This window comes from Halosolutus sp. DAT137 (assembly GCF_059736405.1).
The window spans coordinates 108,797-126,557 of record NZ_JCAQID010000003.1 but is presented as its reverse complement, the minus strand read 5'-3'; the positions used below and the strand labels follow the sequence as shown (position 1 = coordinate 126,557).

General features: G+C 64.3%; 17 protein-coding genes. 12 read left to right on the top strand and 5 right to left on the bottom strand.

The annotated features are described in order from the left end of the window. Positions 1-182: 182 nt before the first annotated feature. The 4 genes from thpR to AC6I6L_RS07970 all read right to left on the bottom strand — a co-directional run bounded on the left by thpR (position 183) and on the right by AC6I6L_RS07970 (position 4,001). The gene (thpR, locus tag AC6I6L_RS07985; protein ID WP_497917215.1) at positions 183-788 is read right to left on the bottom strand and encodes an RNA 2',3'-cyclic phosphodiesterase; all 606 of its coding nucleotides are present in this window, start codon (positions 786-788) and stop codon (positions 183-185) included. Between the two features lie 100 nt (positions 789-888). Continuing rightward, positions 889-1,569, bottom strand: a complete 681-nt coding sequence (locus AC6I6L_RS07980) for a helix-turn-helix domain-containing protein (RefSeq protein WP_497917214.1) — start codon at positions 1,567-1,569, stop codon at positions 889-891. Between the two features lie 122 nt (positions 1,570-1,691). Next, positions 1,692-2,783: a LeuA family protein gene (locus AC6I6L_RS07975; RefSeq protein WP_497917213.1), complete on the bottom strand. Its 1,092-nt coding sequence runs from the start codon at positions 2,781-2,783 to the stop codon at positions 1,692-1,694. Continuing rightward, positions 2,784-4,001, bottom strand: a complete 1,218-nt coding sequence (locus AC6I6L_RS07970; RefSeq protein ID WP_497917212.1) for a CaiB/BaiF CoA transferase family protein — start codon at positions 3,999-4,001, stop codon at positions 2,784-2,786. It abuts the gene before it with no gap. A gap of 296 nt (positions 4,002-4,297) precedes the next feature. On the opposite strand from AC6I6L_RS07970, the gene AC6I6L_RS07965 reads away from it, so the two are divergent. The 12 genes from AC6I6L_RS07965 to ddfA all read left to right on the top strand — a co-directional run bounded on the left by AC6I6L_RS07965 (position 4,298) and on the right by ddfA (position 16,563). Beyond that, positions 4,298-6,361 carry a hydantoinase/oxoprolinase family protein gene (locus tag AC6I6L_RS07965; protein ID WP_497917211.1) on the top strand — a complete coding sequence of 688 codons (2,064 nt, stop codon included), beginning with the start codon at positions 4,298-4,300 and terminating at the stop codon, positions 6,359-6,361. Then, positions 6,358-8,220 carry a hydantoinase B/oxoprolinase family protein gene (locus AC6I6L_RS07960; protein WP_497917210.1) on the top strand — a complete coding sequence of 621 codons (1,863 nt, stop codon included), beginning with the start codon at positions 6,358-6,360 and terminating at the stop codon, positions 8,218-8,220. The genes AC6I6L_RS07965 and AC6I6L_RS07960 overlap by 4 nt, the downstream gene beginning before the upstream one ends. Before the next feature lie 14 nt (positions 8,221-8,234). Then, positions 8,235-8,876 (top strand): isochorismatase family protein, encoded by a 642-nt coding sequence (locus AC6I6L_RS07955; protein WP_497917209.1) that lies wholly within the window; start codon positions 8,235-8,237, stop codon positions 8,874-8,876. A 107-nt stretch (positions 8,877-8,983) separates the two neighbouring features. Continuing rightward, a complete protein-coding gene (locus AC6I6L_RS07950) occupies positions 8,984-10,423 on the top strand; it encodes an FAD-dependent oxidoreductase (protein WP_497917208.1) in 1,440 nt (479 codons plus the stop codon). A gap of 62 nt (positions 10,424-10,485) precedes the next feature. Further along, on the top strand, positions 10,486-11,133 hold the full coding sequence (locus AC6I6L_RS07945; protein ID WP_497917207.1) for an HVO_2922 family protein: 648 nt from the start codon (positions 10,486-10,488) through the stop codon (positions 11,131-11,133). 114 nt (positions 11,134-11,247) lie between these two features. Next, positions 11,248-12,147 (top strand): tetratricopeptide repeat protein, encoded by a 900-nt coding sequence (locus AC6I6L_RS07940; RefSeq protein WP_497917206.1) that lies wholly within the window; start codon positions 11,248-11,250, stop codon positions 12,145-12,147. A 13-nt stretch (positions 12,148-12,160) separates the two neighbouring features. Beyond that, a complete protein-coding gene (locus tag AC6I6L_RS07935; protein ID WP_497917328.1) occupies positions 12,161-12,454 on the top strand; it encodes a DUF424 domain-containing protein in 294 nt (97 codons plus the stop codon). An 84-nt stretch (positions 12,455-12,538) separates the two neighbouring features. After that, positions 12,539-13,402 (top strand): DUF8054 domain-containing protein, encoded by an 864-nt coding sequence (locus AC6I6L_RS07930; RefSeq protein ID WP_497917205.1) that lies wholly within the window; start codon positions 12,539-12,541, stop codon positions 13,400-13,402. A 106-nt stretch (positions 13,403-13,508) separates the two neighbouring features. Then, a complete protein-coding gene (locus AC6I6L_RS07925; protein WP_497917204.1) occupies positions 13,509-13,667 on the top strand; it encodes a hypothetical protein in 159 nt (52 codons plus the stop codon). 71 nt (positions 13,668-13,738) lie between these two features. Continuing rightward, the gene (locus AC6I6L_RS07920) at positions 13,739-14,983 is read left to right on the top strand and encodes an aminotransferase class V-fold PLP-dependent enzyme (RefSeq protein ID WP_497917203.1); all 1,245 of its coding nucleotides are present in this window, start codon (positions 13,739-13,741) and stop codon (positions 14,981-14,983) included. A 777-nt stretch (positions 14,984-15,760) separates the two neighbouring features. Further along, positions 15,761-16,180, top strand: coding sequence for a Fe-S cluster assembly sulfur transfer protein SufU (gene sufU / locus AC6I6L_RS07915; protein ID WP_497917202.1), 420 nt, complete (start codon positions 15,761-15,763; stop codon positions 16,178-16,180). A gap of 98 nt (positions 16,181-16,278) precedes the next feature. Next, positions 16,279-16,563 carry a DdfA family disk-determining factor gene (gene ddfA, locus AC6I6L_RS07910; protein WP_497917201.1) on the top strand — a complete coding sequence of 95 codons (285 nt, stop codon included), beginning with the start codon at positions 16,279-16,281 and terminating at the stop codon, positions 16,561-16,563. Between the two features lie 50 nt (positions 16,564-16,613). On the opposite strand, the gene radA is transcribed toward ddfA, so the two are convergent. Next, on the bottom strand, positions 16,614-17,645 hold the full coding sequence (radA, locus tag AC6I6L_RS07905) for a DNA repair and recombination protein RadA (RefSeq protein ID WP_497917200.1): 1,032 nt from the start codon (positions 17,643-17,645) through the stop codon (positions 16,614-16,616). Positions 17,646-17,761: the final 116 nt, after the last annotated feature.

Below are 17,761 nucleotides of genomic sequence, written 5' to 3'. Positions count from 1 at the left end.
GGTACGAACCCCATCGTTCGAAATCGCTACATCGAACCCCGGTATCAGCGTTTGTACTGTATTTCGTGAATATACCGGCTTACAGACCATCTACCAGCCGAATGTTCCGTGTAGTCTGACGTTACTTGGAAAGGACCGATCGAGTCGACGACCGCTCGGTAGGGACCGATCCGAGCCGACGGCTACTCGAGGGAAAACCGATCGACCGTCGAGTAGACCGGGCCGTCCGACGTCAGGGTGCTCTCGGTGAGTCGAACCTCGCTGACGCGACACTCACCGATCGTATCGGCGCGGTCATCGTTCTCGCGTCCCTGCGTACCCTCCGCGGAGGCGTCGCTCAGCCGCCTGACGACGGACTGGACGTGCGCTTTTCCGCCGGCGTGGTTCATCCGTGCGATCGTGACGTGGGGCGTGAACTCGTGATCCTCGGGGTCGAAGCCCATCGCCGTCGTTCGGGTCTCGATCGCCTCGTGGAGTCGCGTGAGTTCCTCGCTTCCCGCTTCGACGCCGACCCAGACGACGCTGATGTACTCGAGACTGGGAAAGACGCCGAGGCCGCCGTAGCGGACCGTGAAGGGGTCGACGCCGGCGTCTTCGATCGCGGCGGCGAGGTCCGCCCGGAGTTCGGGAAGGCGATCCTCGTCGACATCACCGAGGAATTTCAGCGTGACGTGAGCCTGCTCGGGGTTGGTACCGGTGAGTCCGCTGGCGTCCGACAGCTCGTTCTGGAGGCTTGCGATCGGGACCGCGAACTCCTCGGGCAGGTCGACGCTGACGAACAGTCGCATACTCGGTACTGTCTTCGCGCCATCGAGTATTGAACGTGGGGTTCAGAGGGTGTCGGAATGAGGGATCGAGGAGGTGTCGGTACGATTTTCCGGCGATCGCCTACGAGTCCACGCTGTCAGGAGGCTGTGCGTGACTGTGTTCTTCGAGGGCGCTGGTGAGCAGTTTCGACTGGGCCTTGCGGAGGTGTTCGAGCGCCGTCGTCCGGTTGATCCCGAGTTCGGCGGCGAGTTCCTCGCTGCTGATCTCGCGGGGCCACTCGAAGTACCCTTCCTCGAGGGCACACGTCACGACCTCCAGTTGTCGATCGGTCAGCATCGACTTCGATTCGGCAAACTGCGTCACCTTGCCGAGCGTCACCGTACCGATTTCGTTAAACCCGTCGATCATCGCCCGCAGATCCTCCCGGCGGAAAAAGAGCACCGTATAGACGCGGCGGTTCGCGAGCACGCGGCTCTGTCGCCGGAGGATGCCGTGGTTCCCGTCGATCGCGGAGTACGCGCCACAGGAGCGTTTCGTGACGAGATAGCTGGTTTCGTCGAGTCGATCGATGTGTTTGACCTGTGGCGAATCCCGGAAGAACTCGGCGTATTCCTCGCGAGGCGTCTCGATACGGATGACGAACGTGACGAGATTGTCGTGAAGTTCCTCGATGTCGACGTCGAATGCGGTATCGAACCGTTCTGCAAAGTCGTTGAGGACACACGCCTTCTCTTGTTGAATGTGAATTTCGGCCTGAAACATCGAGTTCTCCTGCGTGTTCTGTGTGATAGATCCTGACACAGAATAAGCGTTCGCCACAGGGTCGGGAGTCGATGATCGGCTCGCGACGTCCGGTCGACCGCCCATTCGACCCGGTCGATCACCCGTTCGGCCCGAGCGACCGCCGACTCCGTGACACCCGGTTAGTCGGTGAACTCCCGACTGGCGATCGCGAGCGCCTCCTCGAGATCGACCGGGCCGCGATCGGCCAGGATCGATCTGAACGCCGCGACGGTCTCCTCGTCGGGGTCGATCCCGGCGCGTTCGAGCAGTTTTCGCGCCCCGTCGGTCCCCGTCGGCCGGCCGAAGACGAGGCGGCGGTTGCCGCCGAAGGTCGTGGGGTCGAACGGTTCGAGAGTAGCAGGGTCGCTGAGCATCGCGGCGGTGTGGATGCCGGACTCGTGTTCGGCGATCGCTTCGCCGAGGATCGCCTTTCGATCGCCGTAGTCCTCATCGAGCGTCGCGAGAATCTCTCGGCAGACGGGAATGAGGTCACCCGTGGTGATTCCCAGGTCGTCGTCGAGGTCGACGGCGCAGGCAGCCACCACCTCCTCGAGCGCGCTGTTGCCCGCGCGTTCGCCCAGCGAGGCGACGCTGACGTCTGCTTTCCCGACGCCGGCCTGGAAGGCCGCCAGCGCGTTTGCCGTCCCACAGCCCAGATCGTCGTGAAAGTGGACGCCGATCCGCGAGAGGTCGATGTTTTCCGCGAGTCGATCGAGCGTCGCCGTCACCGTCGCCGGCGTCCGCGCGCCGACGGAGTCCGCGAGCGTGACGAAGGGAACGTCCGGAATCGTCTCGAAAACCTCGACCAACTGCTCGGGGTCCGTCCGGAAGGCGTCCGCGAGCGTGACATGGGGCGTGACGCCGCGATCGCGACTGTACTCGATCGTCTCGGTGAGCATCGTCAGCATCTCTTCGCGCGATTTGCCGAGCAGGTGCTCGAGGTGTCGGTCCGAAACCGAGACGAACGTTTCGACCACGTCCGCACCAGCGTCGACGGCGACGTCGACGTCACCCTCGATCGCCCGTGCCAGGGCGATGATCTCGGCGTCGGTCGTCCCCGCGAGTTCGGTGACGACTCGCTGGTCTTTCTCGCCCGTGACCGGAAACGCCGGCTGGATGAACGACACGCCGAGGTCGTCGAGCGCGCGAGCGCACTCGATCTTCTGGTCGGCCGTGTACTCCCGCCCCGGCATCTGGTCGCCCTCCCGAAGGGTCACGTCCGAAAGGTGCATCTAGACGATCCCCTCGGCTTCCAGGTCGGTGAGGTCGGACTCGGTCATCCCGAGTTCGCCGAGATAGACCTCCTCGTTGTGCTCGCCGTGGCGCGGCCCAAGGAACTCCACCTCGCCCGGCGTGCGGGAGAACTTCGGCACCGGAGCGGCGGTTTCGATCGTCCCCACGTCGGGGTCCTCAACTTCGACGATGCTATCGCGGGCCCGGTACTGCTCGTCGGCGGCGATGTCCGCGATGTCGTTGACCGGGCCGACGATCGCGTCGTTCGCCTCCAGAATTTCGATCGCCTCCGCCGTCGAACGCTGTTTCGTCCAGGCTTCGATCGCCGCGTCGAGTTCTTCGACGTTCTCGACGCGGGTCTCGTTGTCCGCGAACCGGGGGTCGTCGATCAGTTCGGGCCTGTCGATCGCTCTCGCCACGCGTTCGAAGATTTTCTGGTTCGAGGCGGACATCGTCATGTAGCCGTCGGCGGTCTCGTAGATGTTCCGCGGCGCGGTGTTTGGATGGCGATTCCCCGTTCGCTCGCGGACGTGGCCGAACCGATCGTAGGCCTCGACCTCGCCGAAGAACAGCCGCCAGAGCGGTTCGATGAGCGAGACGTCGATCACCTGTCCCTCGCCGCTGCCGCCGCGGCCCACGTCCCGTTCGAAGATTGCCATCATGGCCGACTGCATCGCGAACTGGGCCGCCGTCAGGTCCGCCAGGCTGATCGGCGGCAACAGCGGTTCGCGATCGGGAAAGCCGTTGGCGTGGGCCCAGCCCGAAATTCCCTCCGCGATCGTCCCGAATCCGGGCTTCTGGGACTTCGGGCCGGTCTGACCGTAGCCAGAGAGGCGAACCATGATCGCCTCGTCGTTGACGGCGCGGACGTCTTCGGGACCGAGTCCCCACCGCTCCATCGTTCCGGGGCGGAAGTTCTCGAAGACGAGGTCGGCGTCCTCGATCAACAGGAGCGCGATCTCGCGGCCGCGCTCGGAGCCCAGATCGAGCGTGATACACCGCTTGTTTCGCCCGAGTGATTTCCACGAGAGGGAGATTCCGTCGTCGGTCTTTTCGGGCCACTCGCGGATCGGGTCGGGAATCTGGGGGTGTTCGATCATCACCACGTCCGCGCCGAAATCGCCCATCATCGTCGTCGCGAACGCGCCGCTTATCATCCCGGACATGTCGATGACCCGCAGTCCGTCGAGCGGACCGGTTCGTTCTCGTGCGCTCATGTCACCCCTCTCGACGCACCGACGAAAGGTAGTTGTTCCACCCAGTGTTGGCTGTTTATATACTCCTGGCCGAATCCGCGGAGAGCAGCCGCCGATCGCAGTCGGGGTACCGGACGGCGCTCGATCGAGTCGAACGGGGTCGAAAAGAGAGATCTGGGGGATCAGCAGAGGTGAGTCCATCGGGACCAGCAGGTTCGATCGATGTCGGCAGCCACCGTGCAGCTATATAAACGACCCTCACTGGTTGGGAGAACGCTTACTCGAAACGGTGTGGATATGGTGGACGTTGATACCATATGCCACACAATCTTGGCGTGGACGTGGGTGGGACGTTCACCGACGTCATCGTCTTCGACGAGGACACTCACGAACTCACGATCGACAAAGTGCTCTCTACGCCGGAGAACCCGTCGAGGGGGGTTATCGACGGTATCGGGGAGGCCGTCGAAAAGGCCGACACCACGGTCGGGGACCTGCACCTGCTCTTTCACGGGACGACGGTGGTGACGAACATGCTGTTAGAGGAAACGGGCTCGCGCGTCGGCCTGCTCACCAGCGAGGGACACGAAGATATCCTTCACCTGGCGCGAGCGTGGACGCCCGGACCGCTGTACGGCTGGATGGGGATGGAGAAGCCGGACCCGCTGGCCGACCTCGTCGATACCCGGAGCGTCAGCGGTCGAATCACCTCGCCGGAGGGGACAGAACAGGACCCAATCAACGAGGCGGAGGTACGGAAGACCGTTCGCGACCTCCACGACTCGGGCGTCGAATCGCTGACCGTCGCGCTGTTGAACTCCTATCTCAATCCCAGCCACGAGCGACAGGTTCGTGAGATCATCGAAGACGAGTGTCCGGAGCTTCCGGTATCGATCTCCGCGGAGATCGTTCCGGAGTACGGCGAGTACGAGCGGACGCTGACGACGGTGATCAACGACTACGCGCGGCCGCAGGTCATTCAGTACCTCGACGACCTCGACGACTCGCTCGCGGATGCCGGCTCCGCCGCGACGATGAACGTCGTGCGCTCTGACGGCGGGCTGATGAGTTCCGCGGCCGCGAAACACCGCCCCGTCGAACTCGCCCTCTCGGGGCCCTCCGGCGGCGTCGTCGGCGCGGCGACCATCGCTGACAAGAAAGGCGTCCCCGACGTGCTTACCCTCGACATGGGGGGCACGTCGACGGACGTCTCGCTCGTCGAAGACGGCAGCCCGGAGACGACCCGCCAGACGAAAGTCGGCTACCGGGAGTTCAAATCCCGCGCCGTCGACGTGAACACGGTCGGTGCCGGCGGCGGCTCGATCGCCCGCGTCCAGCTTTCTGGCTCGCTGCAGGTGGGTCCCGAAAGCGCCGGCGCGGACCCCGGCCCGGCCTGTTACGGCCGCGGCGGCGAGGAGCCGACGGTGACCGACGCGAACGTCGTCCTCGGGCGGATTCCCTCGAACGTCCGCCTCGGCGGCAAGATGGATCTCGATCGCGAGGCGGCTCGCGAGGCGATCGAGACGATCGCAGACGAGCGCGGCAGTTCCGTCGAAGAGGCGGCTCAGGCGATCCTCGACATCGTCAACGAGAACATGCACAGCGCGCTGCGAGTCGTTTCGGTCGAGCGCGGCTACGATCCGCGGGAGTTCGGTCTCGTCGCCTTCGGCGGTGCCGGGCCGATGCACGCCAACGCGCTCGCGGACGTGATGGACGCCTATCCGCTGATCATCCCACCGGGACCGGGCGTGATGAGCGCTTTCGGGTTCCTGACCAGCGACGTCCAGAACGAGTTCTCCGAGACCTACCTGCGGACCGACCAGGACGTCGACGGCGAGGAAGTGTACGACGCCTACCGAGACCTCGAGACGGAGGCGGCCGAATGGCTCGCGAGCGAGGGCGTCTCCGAGGCGGACCAGACCTTCGAGTACGCCGCCGACTGCCGGTACTTCCGCCAGGACGTCCAGATGTCCATCCCCGTCGACGTGGCGAACCTCCGCAGCGACACCGGCATCGCGGAGATCAAAGACGACTTCGAGGCCCGCCACGACCAGCGCTTTGGCTTCTCGCTCGACGCGCCACTCGAAATCGCGAACCTCCGGGTCATCGGAAAGGGAACCGTCGAGGGCGTCACCCTCCCAGAACACGACCTCGGCGACGACGACGCCAGCGCGGCCCGCGTCGGGAGTCAGGAAGTGTTCTTCGACGACGCCTACCACGAGACCGCGATCTACGATCGCGAGCAGTTGCGACCCGGAAACGCGATCGACGGGCCGGCGATCGTCACCGACGACGACTCGACGGTCGTCGTGCAACCCGACCACGCGGCGCGAGTCGATCGCTACGCGAATCTCGAAATCACCCGAGGTGAGTCCCAATGAGCCAGCACGAAGACGCCACGCCCGAGTTCGTGGGCGACCACGACATCGACGCAACGACCCTCGACATCATCGAGAGCACGCTCGCGAACACCCGCTACGAGATGGACCGCGTCGTCGAGACGACGGCGATCAGCCCGGTCATCCGCGAACAGTCCGACCAGTTCCCGCTCATCGCGGACCCGAAGGGGCGGATGGTCATGGGGCAGTTCGGCAGCGCGATCGAGACGATCATCGACAACGCCCCCTTCGGCTGGGACGACCTGCACGACGGCGACGTGATCGCGACCAACGACCCGTACATGTGCGCCGGCGCGGTCTCGCACACGCCGGACATGCTGTTACTGCGGCCGATCTTCTACGACGACGACCTCGTCGGGTTCTCGAGCCAGTGGGGGAACCTGATGGACGTCGGCGGGAAAACCCCCGGCAGCATGCCCGTCCAGGCGAGAAGCGTCTTCGAGGAGGGGATGCGCCTCCCGCCGGTCAAACTGTACAAGGGCGGCGAGTTCGACGACGAACTCCTCTGGACGTTTTCTCACAACACGCGCCTCCCACAGCACGCCGAAGCCGACATCAAGGCGCTGGCGGCCGGCACGGCGGTGGCGGAATCCCGCGTACAGGAACTGTGCGATCGGTTCGGGAAGGAGACCTATCTCACGGGCTGTGACGCCATCCTCGATCGAACGCGAGAGGGTATGATCGACCTCATTCGCGAGTTCGTCCCCGAGGGCGAACGCTACACCTTCGAAGATTACGTCGACGACGACGGGATGGGCAACGGGCCGATCAAACTCCACCTCGAAATCTACCGCGAGGGCGACACGGTCCACCTCGACTGGAGCGGAACCGACGAGCAGGTGCCGGGGACGGTGAACTTCCTCCTGAACGAGAAGATGTTCAAGATGTTCACCGGGGTCTTCCTCATCATGGCCTTCGACCCGTTGCTGACGTTCAACGACGGCTACTACGACCTCTTCGAGGTCACCCTGCCGAAGGGATCCGTCGTCCAGCCGGAGTTCCCGGCCCCGCTTGGCAACCGCCTCCCGCTGATGGCCCGCCAGTTCGACGTCCTGCAGGCGACGTTCTCGAAGCTGATCGACGGCTTCTCCGTCGCCGGCAGTTACGGCACCTCGCCCAACCTCGTCTACGCCGGCACCGACTCCGAGGGCAACGACTTCCAGATGCTCGAAATTCTCTACGGCGGCATCCCTGCTCGACCGGGCGGCGACGGTCTGGACGGCCACTCGTGGTGGCCCCTGTTCCGGACCGTCCCCGCCGAGTACCAGGAGGCCTACTACCCGCTCTCGATCGACGAGTACAGCACGCGCGCCGACACCGGCGGCGCGGGCGAGTTCCGGGGCGGCCACGGCATCACCAAGGTCTACACCTTCGAGGAGGACGGCGCGATCACGTTCCAGGACGATCGCGCCCACACCTACCCGTGGGGCGTCGACGGCGGCACATACGGCGGAACGAGCGAGAAGCACCTGATCCGGGCCGACGGCAGCGAGGAGGAACTTCCCTCGAAAGTCGAGAACGTCGCGGTCCAGGCGGGCGACAAACTCGTCTTCCGAACCGCCGGCGGCGGCGGCCTGGGCGATCCGCTCGATCGCGATCCCGATCTCGTCGCACGGGAGGTCCAGCAGGGACTGGTCACCGCCGCGGACGCCCGCGAGGAGTACGGCGTCGTCCTCGAAGACGGCACCGTCGACGAGGACGCAACCGAGGAGAGGCGAACGACCATGCGCGAGGAACGCGACGACCCACCCAAATTCGACTACGGCCCGCTTCCCCCGGAGGACGAACTCGCAGACAGAATCGCCGCTGAGCGCCGCGAGTTCGACGATCGACACAACTGAGACCACGAACACACATGGACTGGATCGACGAGACAGCAGCAACGTACGACGAACGGGAGTTCGGCGATCGCGTCGGGATGGGAGAACGGCCCGCGCTACTCGTCATCGACCTCATCAACGCCTTCACGGACCCGGAATCGAACCTCGGCTCCGACGTCGAGGACGTACTGGCGGCGACCGAACGGCTCCTCTCCGCCTTCCGAACGTACGACCTGCCGCGATACTTCACGACCGTCGCGTTCGAGGATTCCTACGGCGACGCGGGCAGATTCGTCGAGAAAGTGCCCGCGCTCAAAGAGCTTCGACTCGGCACCGATCGCGTCGCGGTCGATGATCGGATCGCGCCCGAAGACGGCGAACGGGTGATCCTCAAGAAGTACGCCAGTGCCTTCTTCGGGACCGACCTCCAGTCGGAACTGACGACCGATCGCGTCGACACGCTCGTCCTCGCTGGCGTGACCACGAGCGGCTGTATCCGCGCGACGGCGGTCGACAGCCTCCAGCACGGCTACCGGACGATCGTCCCAGCGGACGCCGTGGGCGATCGGGCGGAGGGACCACACCGGGCGAACCTCTTCGACATCGACGCGAAGTACGGCGACGTGGTGACGACCGACGCCGTCGTCGACCACCTCGCAAGCGAGTTCGGGAACTGACGGTCGGCGGTACTGCGGATACGCAGTCGTTCGGTTTCGAATCGTTCGTTCGCTCACCGCGCACGATCGCCACTACTGCAATGTGTCTCGAAGCCGAACGTCTGCCTATGACCGAAACGTTCGTCGTCGTCGGCGGAGACGCTGCGGGGATGGCCGCCGCGAGCAAGGCAAAGCGTGACGATCCCGACCTCGACGTGGTCGTCTTCGAGAAGGGCGAGTGGGTCTCCTACGGTGCGTGCGGGCTGCCCTACTACATCAAAGGCGAGATCCAGTCGCTCGAACACCTCGTCTCCGTCACGCCCGAGGAATTCCGCGACGAGCGCGACATCGATCTGCGAACGGGCCACGAGGTCGTCGCGATCGATCCCGAGGAGCGAACGGTGACGGCCGAGCGCGTAGACGGCGCGGGGGCGACCGAACACGACGACACCGTCACGCAGACCTACGACCATCTGCTGATCGCCACCGGAGCCGAGGCGACGGTCCCACCGATCGACGGCACCGATCGCGAGGGCGTCTACACCCTCGGCTCGATGAGCGACGGGAAAGAACTTCGGGAGTACGTCGCCCGAGCGCGAGAGGGCGAGTCGCTCCAACAGCCCGATCGCGGCCCCGCCTGCCAGTATTTAGAGGAGTGTACCGGTCCCGTCGGCGTCGTCGGCGGCGGCTACATCGGCATCGAGATGGCCGAGGCACTGGCCGCCAACGGCTTCGAGGTCCACCTCTTCCAGCGGAGCGATCGCGTCCTCCCCGTCTTCAGCGAGGCGACGAGCGAGGCGGTCGAGGAACACCTCCGCGAGCAGGACGTCGTGTTGTACCTCGACGCCGGAGTCGAAGAACTGGCGGCCGGAGCCGAGGGAGCGATCGAGGTCGTCGCCGCCGCCGATCGCATCCCCGTCGACATGGTGTTGCTCGGAACCGGCGTCCGTCCCAGAACGACGCTCGCCGAGGACGCCGGAATCGAACTCGGGGAAACGGGTGCGATCGCGACCGACGCCTACCGCGAGACCAACGTCCCGGACGTCTACGCGGCCGGCGACTGCGCCGAGGCAACCCACGTCGTCACAGGGAAGGCGGCGTACGTCCCGCTGGCGCTGACCGCGAACCGCCACGGCCGGGCGATCGGCCAGACCGTCGCCGGAACCCCCACAGAGGGCGGCGGAATCGCCGGGACGGCGGCGATCAAGGCGTTCGAGGTCGAAGCCGCCCGGACGGGAATCATCGATCACGGGGAGGCACGCGACGCGGGGTTCGATCCCGTCAGCAAGACGATCACGGCCAAATCGCGCGCGGGCTACTACCCCGAGGGCGGGGCGGTCACCATCACGCTCACCGCCGATCGCGACTCCGGGCGCGTTCTCGGCGCGAGCCTCGTCAGCGAGTACGGCGAGGGCGCGGTTCATCGCAGTCACGCGATCGTCGCCGCGATCACCGAGGGGACGACCGTCTCCGAACTGGAAAACTACGATCTCGCCTACGCGCCGCCGTTCAACACGACGTGGGACCCCGTCCTCGTCGCTGCGAAAGTACTCGGTGGGAATCTGTAACCCGGCCGGTGTCATCGCAGTATGGAACAAGATTATATGTCTTCTCTGTGAGTGCGAATCATATGGTCGAAGAAACCATTCACGTATCTGATGAAAAGCGAAGTCGACGAGGGATCGCGACGTTTTTCCGCCGGCTTGCCCGACGGCTGGACCGCGGTGAGAAAGTACCGGTCACCGACGACCAGACGATCGCGTTCGATCCGCCGGCCGAAGCCGACTTCGAGGTGGAAATCGAGCGCGAAAACGGAGAGGTTGGACTCGAAATCGAGATGCACTGGGCGGAAGAAGACGGCTCCGTCGACACCGACGCCGACGAGAGCAAAGCAACCTTTCAGCTCTACGAGGACAAGGCCGGAGAGTTCCGCTGGCGACTCCGCCACGACAACGGGAACATCATCGCGGATAGCGGCGAGGGATACGCGTCCAAACAGAAGGCCAAACAGGGGATCGAAAGCGTCAAAACGAACGCAGCGGGCGGTCACGTAGTTGATCAGTCCAGAGACGAAGCGGTCGAGTCCGACGAAAGCGGGAGCAAGGCGACATTCGAAATCTTCAGCGACGCCGAAGAGAAATGGCGCTGGCGGCTCCGCCACGACAACGGCGACATCATCGCCGACTGTGGGGGCGGCTACACTGCCAAACACAGTGCAAAGAAGGGGCTGCGAAGCGTCAAAACGAACGCGCTCGGAGCCACGGTCGAAGAAGCGTAGCCGAACGCGTTCGCGTCACAATCGACCAACCGTAACCGAACGCGGTCGCGCCGCAGGGGAAAGCCGATTCTGCGAACAAACGATTTAACAGTCGTCGCCGCCTCCGATCCCATAATGACTGACCGAGAGGGCGATCGAGAACACCCCTTTTCCGAAGGCGAGGGTGTCGATAGTTCCTACGAGGAGTTCGATCTGGACCCGCCGGAGCTAGGCGTCGATCCCTCGAAGGTCGACCCCGTCGACTCCCGCGTACTCACCGACATGCTCGACCAGCACAACGTCGGGAGCGACGACGTCGACGCGGCGGAGCTGCTCGACGTCGGGTTGAACTACATGCAGATCAACCGCTACGAGCAGGCGACCGACGCCTTCGAGCGGGCCGCCCAGTTCGCCGAGGACGATCGCACCGAACAGGAAGCGCGGGTCAATAAAGGCGTCGCACATGCCGAACTCGAGGAATACGATGCGGCGATCGGTGCCCACCGCGAGGCGCTGCGAATCGACGACTCGAGCGAACACGCGGCGACGGCAGAGACGAACCTCGCTTACGCTCTCTGGGAGTTCGGCGAGACGGCCCAGGCGCTGGAACACGCCGAACGCGCCGTCGAGATCGACGATCGGTTCGCCGAGGGCTGGTACAACCGCGCGTTTTTCCTCTCCGAGCGAGGGCTGGCAGAGGAGGCCCTCCATTGCATCGACAACGCGATTCGGCTGGGAATGCGAAACGCGCAGGTTCTGGACGAGAAGGCCCGCATTCTCGAAGAACTGGGCGAGTACGAGGAGGCAGAGGAGATCGCCGACGAAGCGACCGCGATGCGCGAGCGGGCCGAAGCGCGCGTGGTCGAGGAACGCGCGGAGATGCAGGGTCAGGGCGGAGCCTCCGGTGCGACGGGCGGACGAGGACAGCAGCGCCAGCGCGGCGATCCCGGCACGACGGGCCAGCGTGGCCAGCGCGATCAGCAGGGAGGCGACGGCCTCCAACAGGACGACGACGGCGAGTGGAGACTGCGATAGCGTGACTGTCGACATGATCGTCAACGAACGCGAGACGCCCGAGGGGATGCTGGTCGCGGTCTGTGACGAGGGGATTCTGGGCGAAACGTTCGAGAGCGACGCGATCTCGCTGACCGTCACCGAAGAGTTCTACGGCGGCGAAACGGTCGACGAAGAGACCGTCGTCGCCAGCCTGGCGCGAGCCACCGTCGCCAACATCGTCGGAACCGAGGCGGTCGCACTCGCCGTCGAGGAGGGGTTCATCGACGAGGCGAACGTCCTCGACGTGGGCGCGACGCGCCACGCCCAGTTGCTGCGGATGGACTGACGAACGATCGAGACTCGAAACTCGATCGCCGCCACGATCGCACTTGCCGGCACCTTTTTCCAGACCGCCGCGAACCGATACCGTATGGCAGACGGCACTCGCGGTCTCGATCGACTTCGACAGCCCGAGTACACCGGCGACAATCGATGTCTCCCGTGTACGGCGGTCAACCTCGCGATCGCGGCCGTCCTCGCGGTAATCGTCGGCGCACTCTCGCCGCTGGCCGGCTCGATCGTCCTCGCCATCTCGCTGGCAGCGATCTATTTTCGGGGGTATCTCGTGCCGGGGACGCCGACGCTGACAAAGCAGTATTTTCCCGAGTGGCTGCTCGCGAAATTCGACAAGGCACCCGAGCCCGGCGGCCCAGCGCTCGAGGCGAGCAACACCGACAACGAGACCGGGGCGGGCCAGTCGCCGGCAAGCCCCGAGCCCGCCGAGCCGATCACCCCCGAGACGTTCTTTCTCGAACACGCGATCGTCACACCGTGTCAGACCGACACCGGCGAGGAAGATCTCTGTCTGGATGACGACCTCGACGCCGCCTGGCGAGAGGCGATCGAGTCGATCCGAGAGGGCGATCGCCGGTCGCAGGTCGCGGACTTCCTCGAAACCAAACCCGCGTCGGTAACGGTCGAAACGGAGACCGATCGCGCGACCGCCTCCGTCGACGGCCGACTGGCCGCCCGGTGGGAGTCCGAGGCGGCGCTCGTGGCCGACCTCGCGGGCGATCGGATCCTCGCCGACGCCGTTCCCGACTGGGAATCGTTGCCGATCGAGCAGCGCAGCCACCTCGTGGGCGGGTTGCGCGCGTTCGTCGAGCGCTGTCCGCGCTGTGACGGGCCGATCTCGATCGACGCCGAGACGGTCGAATCCTGCTGTCGGTCCCACGAGGTGTACGCGATCACCTGCGAGGACTGCGAGGCGCGAGTGCTCGAAGTGGCGCAGTGACCGGCGTCGTAGCTTTCGACAGAGGTAATGGGCGGTGAGACGATATCTCAGGTCGGTTCCGCGGTTGCGACTCAGCGACAGACGTTTATGCGAGAGTGTGTTATTCATGCACACGGCAGGCCAACTGAGTACCTGCCAGACGGCGCTACTGCCTGCCGAGTACCCCTACCCGAAATTTTTTGATCAGGATCGCTTCGTCGAAGAGTGGTCGAGCGAGACGCCCATCGAGGAGAATCCGAGAGTGCAACCGACAGTCGCGGCCTGATAGTCCCGGTAACCGACGGATGGGGGGAAAGACCGAAGGAGTGTTTTGTCTGGCGTCCCTCCTATCGAGTAATGAGTCAGCAGAATCTCGAGTCCCTCGACGTCGCGGCGATCCGCGAGGAGTTCCCCATTCTCGAACGGGAGTTCGACGGCCAGCAGGTCGTCTACCTCGACAACGCGGCGACGACCCAGACCCCGGATCCGGTCGTCGACGCGATGAGCGACTACTATCGGGAGTCGAACGCGAACGTCCACCGCGGGATTCACCACCTCAGCCAGGAGGCCTCGGTTCGCTATGAGGAAGCCCACGATCGGGTCGCGGAGTTCATCGGAGCCGAGGGACGCGAAGAGATCATCTTCACGAAGAACACGACCGAAAGCGAGAATCTGCTCGCCTACTCGTGGGGGTTGAACGAACTCGGTCCCGGCGACGAGGTCGTCCTCACGGAGATGGAACACCACGCCTCGCTAGTCACGTGGCAACAGATAGCACACCAGGCCGGTGCCGACGTGCGCTACATCCGGGTCGACGACTCCGGCCGCCTCGACATGGACCACGCCCGCGAACTCATCACGGACGACACCGCGATCGTCTCGGCGGTCCACGTTTCGAACACGCTCGGCACCGTCAACCCCGTCAGCGAACTCACCGAGATCGCTCACGACCACGGCGCGCTCTCGTTTATCGACGGGGCACAGGCCGTCCCGAACCGTCCGGTCGACGTGAGCGAAATCGACGCCGACTTCTACGCTTTCTCGGGACACAAGATGGCCGGCCCCACCGGAATCGGCGTCCTCTACGGCAAGGAACACCTGCTCGAGGCGATGGAGCCGTACCTCTACGGCGGCGGGATGATCCGCAAGGTTACCTTCGAGGACTCGACCTGGGGCGACCTCCCGTGGAAGTTCGAACCCGGCACGCCCCCCATTGCGGAAGCGGTGGGGCTGCACGCCGCGATCGACTGGCTCGAAGAGATCGGGATGGACCGCATCCGAGTCCACGAGGAGGAACTGGCCGCCTACGCCTACGACCAGCTCCAGGCAGAGGGCGACGTCGACGTTCTCGGCCCGGAGGGCGGTCCCGATCGCGGCGGCCTCGTCAGCTTCAACCTCGAGGGCGTCCACGCCCACGACCTCACCTCCATCCTCAACGACCACACGATCGCGATCCGGGCCGGCGACCACTGCACCCAGCCGCTGCACGACAAACTGGGCATCGCGGCCTCCGCCCGCGCCTCGTTTTACGTCTACAACACTCGCGAGGAGGTCGACAAGCTGATCGACGCCCTCGACGACGCACGACAGTTGTTCGCGTAAGCGAGGCGTATCGCACCTCGAACGCGAGCGGTGACCAGCGGGAACCGCGAGACAGCGAACAACGGAGTGCGAGGAGAGGTCGACGACGTCACCAGATCTGCGTGGACCTCGTCCCCCAGTTCGCGTGAGTGTACTCAAGAATCACCGCTCGAAGAGTACCATCAGAAGCGCGACGGACCGGGTTCGGTCCGAGTTCGATCGATCGAAGATTCACCAACCGATCGGAGGACGCGATTGGTCGGTCAAGTGAAAGACTCTCCGGAGTCGTCCCGTCGAACTCGCCCGAGGTAAACTCTACTTGTAATAGATAAATATTTATTGTCCTCCTGGGAACGAAGCGCACATGCACCGAACGCAGGTCCTGGTGATCGCACTGTTCGTGACAGTCGGGGCGATCGCGCGGCGTTCGTTCGGACGTATCTCGACCAGTTCGACGCGGAGACGGCTGGCGATCGGTAACTGCAGGGAGCGCGACCGACCGGGAGAGTCCGCAGATCGGCCGTCGGGAGATTTCTCTCCCAGCGATCGACGGAGGTGCGGCGGGGTGAGAACACGTGTACGAGAAGCCGGTCGACCGTTCAGGACGGGACCCGTTCGAGACGTCGGGAGACGTACTCGCAGACCCTGTCAGCGGCGTCGCAACCGAACGTAGTTACGTACTCGTGCGATCGACCCGCTGTTTTTATGTAACGGACCGAGAACGTAACCAGTTTTCCGAACTGCCGGGGAGGGGCCCCGGAACGCTTTTACAATCGACCTGCATATCCGTACGTACCAATGGGACTGGGCTCGGATATGTACCGACAGCAGATCCTCGACCACTACAAAAACCCCCGTAACTACGGGCAACTCGAGGATCCAACCTTCACCCACATCGGGGAGAACCCGATGTGTGGCGACGAGATTCGGATGGACGTCAGCCTCGCAGACGACGAGGAGACCATCGAGCGAGTCGCCTTCTCCGGAGACGGCTGTGCGATCAGTCAGGCCTCAGCGAGCATGCTTTCGGGCAAACTCGCCGGGAAGACGATCGACGACCTCCTCGAGATGGACCGCGACGACATCATCGACATGCTCGGCGTCGACATTTCACCGATGCGAGTCAAGTGCGCCGTGCTCGCCGAAAAGGTCGCACAGGACGGTGCGGAGATCTACCGGGGCGAACTCGACGTCGACAAGACGACTACCGAAGACTGACACAGGTCCCCGTTCCCGAGCCACGGTTTTGGGTGTCGCTCGCACTCTTCAAGCAGTTTTGGGATACCTTTTTCCGTATTCGTGCGATACCAGTATCGATGAGTCCCACGACCACGTCGACAGCATCAGGGACCGAGCCGATCACCGAAGCGATCGTCACCTGCATCGCTGACGCGGACGGCGTCGATCCGGTGGCGTTGCCGCCGCTGTGGAACGCGATCGATCCCGGGGCGCTCGAATCGCTGTTTGCGCCGACCGGCGACGGCCGGATGCGGCGTCGGACTGGACGGCTCACGTTCGGCTACCACGGCTACGACGTGACCGTCGAATGGAGCGGGCGGGACGATTCGGTCGACGTGTCGGTCGAGCCACGAAGCGAGTGAGTCAAGAACGAAACGAGTGCAAAAACGAGATTGGGACCGCGCCGATACCCTTATTCCGGCTTTAGCCCCTCGTCCTGTACGCGCATGACGGCCTCGCCATCGGCGAGGTTGGGGGCGTCGACGAGGCGAACGATCCGCTTGTCGCCTTTGGACTTGCGCAAGTAGATGCGGAACGTCGATTTGTGTCCGAGGATGTTCCCGCCGATCGGCTGGGTCGGATCACCGAAGAACGAGTCGGGATTCGAGGCGACCTGATTCGTGACGATGACGGCGCAGTTGTAGAGGTTGCCAACTTTGTCGATGTCGTGGAGGTGTTTGTTGAGTTTCTGCTGTCGGTTGGCGAGCTCGCCACGGCCGACGTACTCCGCACGGAAGTGGGCGGTAAGCGAGTCGACCGCGAGCAAGCGGACGGGATACTCCGAGTCCTCGTGTTCGCTCGCGAGTTCCTTTGCCTTCTCCGCCAGCAGCATCTGGTGGTTGGAGTTGAACGCTTTCGCGACGTGGATCTTCTCGAGGATCGCGTCGACGAGTTCGTCCAGTGCCTCCTCGTCGTCGGCCGACCCCTCGATCTCGCGGTCGTCCATGGTCGCCTCGATCGCCTCGTCCGGCAGCCCGCGGACCATGTCGTCGATTCGTTCCGGCCTGAACGTATCCTCGGAGTCGACGAAGATACAGGAGCCGTGGAGGCCGCCGACTTCCTGGGGAAGCTGGACGTTGACGGCCATCTGGTGGGTGACCTGGGATTTCCCGGAGCCGAACTCGCCGTACACTTCGGTGATCGACTGGGTTTCGATGCCGCCGCCGAGGAGGTCGTCGACCTCGTCGATGTGCCAGCTCAGTTTCCCGATCTCGTTACGTCGCTCCAGAACGGTCGATCCGGTCTCGAAGCCGCCGATGTCGGCTGCGTCGCGGGCCGCGCGGACGATATCCGAGGCGGTGGACTCGCCGACGTCGGCCGTGTTCGAAAGCTCCGACGGCGAGGCAACGGCGAGACTCTGGAAGGAGTCAAAGCCTGCGTCGTGGAGTTTGTCTGCGGTCGCCGGTCCAACGCCGGGGAGGGTTTCGAGGTCTACGTCTGCCATATTACCCCGTTGTTCCGGCCCCTTCATAAACCCTCGTTAACAGGAGAGTGAAAGTGAAAGTGCCAGCAGGAAGCGGGTCGTCCTGATCGTCTGACGAGAATTTATACGAGACGAGG

Bases quoted from the DNA above. Each gene is read 5' to 3' on its own strand.
- AC6I6L_RS07920 (WP_497917203.1), top strand. From the start codon at position 13,739: ATGAGTCAGCAGAATCTCGAGTCCCTCGACGTCGCGGCGATCCGCGAG.
- AC6I6L_RS07935 (WP_497917328.1), top strand. From the start codon at position 12,161: ATGATCGTCAACGAACGCGAGACGCCCGAGGGGATGCTGGTCGCGGTC.
- radA (WP_497917200.1), bottom strand. From the start codon at position 17,645: ATGGCAGACGTAGACCTCGAAACCCTCCCCGGCGTTGGACCGGCGACC.
- AC6I6L_RS07960 (WP_497917210.1), top strand. From the start codon at position 6,358: ATGAGCCAGCACGAAGACGCCACGCCCGAGTTCGTGGGCGACCACGAC.
- AC6I6L_RS07945 (WP_497917207.1), top strand. From the start codon at position 10,486: ATGGTCGAAGAAACCATTCACGTATCTGATGAAAAGCGAAGTCGACGA.
- AC6I6L_RS07970 (WP_497917212.1), bottom strand. From the start codon at position 4,001: ATGAGCGCACGAGAACGAACCGGTCCGCTCGACGGACTGCGGGTCATC.
- AC6I6L_RS07940 (WP_497917206.1), top strand. From the start codon at position 11,248: ATGACTGACCGAGAGGGCGATCGAGAACACCCCTTTTCCGAAGGCGAG.
- AC6I6L_RS07975 (WP_497917213.1), bottom strand. From the start codon at position 2,783: ATGCACCTTTCGGACGTGACCCTTCGGGAGGGCGACCAGATGCCGGGG.
- AC6I6L_RS07930 (WP_497917205.1), top strand. From the start codon at position 12,539: ATGGCAGACGGCACTCGCGGTCTCGATCGACTTCGACAGCCCGAGTAC.
- thpR (WP_497917215.1), bottom strand. From the start codon at position 788: ATGCGACTGTTCGTCAGCGTCGACCTGCCCGAGGAGTTCGCGGTCCCG.
- ddfA (WP_497917201.1), top strand. From the start codon at position 16,279: ATGAGTCCCACGACCACGTCGACAGCATCAGGGACCGAGCCGATCACC.
- AC6I6L_RS07925 (WP_497917204.1), top strand. From the start codon at position 13,509: ATGCACACGGCAGGCCAACTGAGTACCTGCCAGACGGCGCTACTGCCT.
- AC6I6L_RS07965 (WP_497917211.1), top strand. From the start codon at position 4,298: ATGCCACACAATCTTGGCGTGGACGTGGGTGGGACGTTCACCGACGTC.
- AC6I6L_RS07955 (WP_497917209.1), top strand. From the start codon at position 8,235: ATGGACTGGATCGACGAGACAGCAGCAACGTACGACGAACGGGAGTTC.
- AC6I6L_RS07950 (WP_497917208.1), top strand. From the start codon at position 8,984: ATGACCGAAACGTTCGTCGTCGTCGGCGGAGACGCTGCGGGGATGGCC.
- sufU (WP_497917202.1), top strand. From the start codon at position 15,761: ATGGGACTGGGCTCGGATATGTACCGACAGCAGATCCTCGACCACTAC.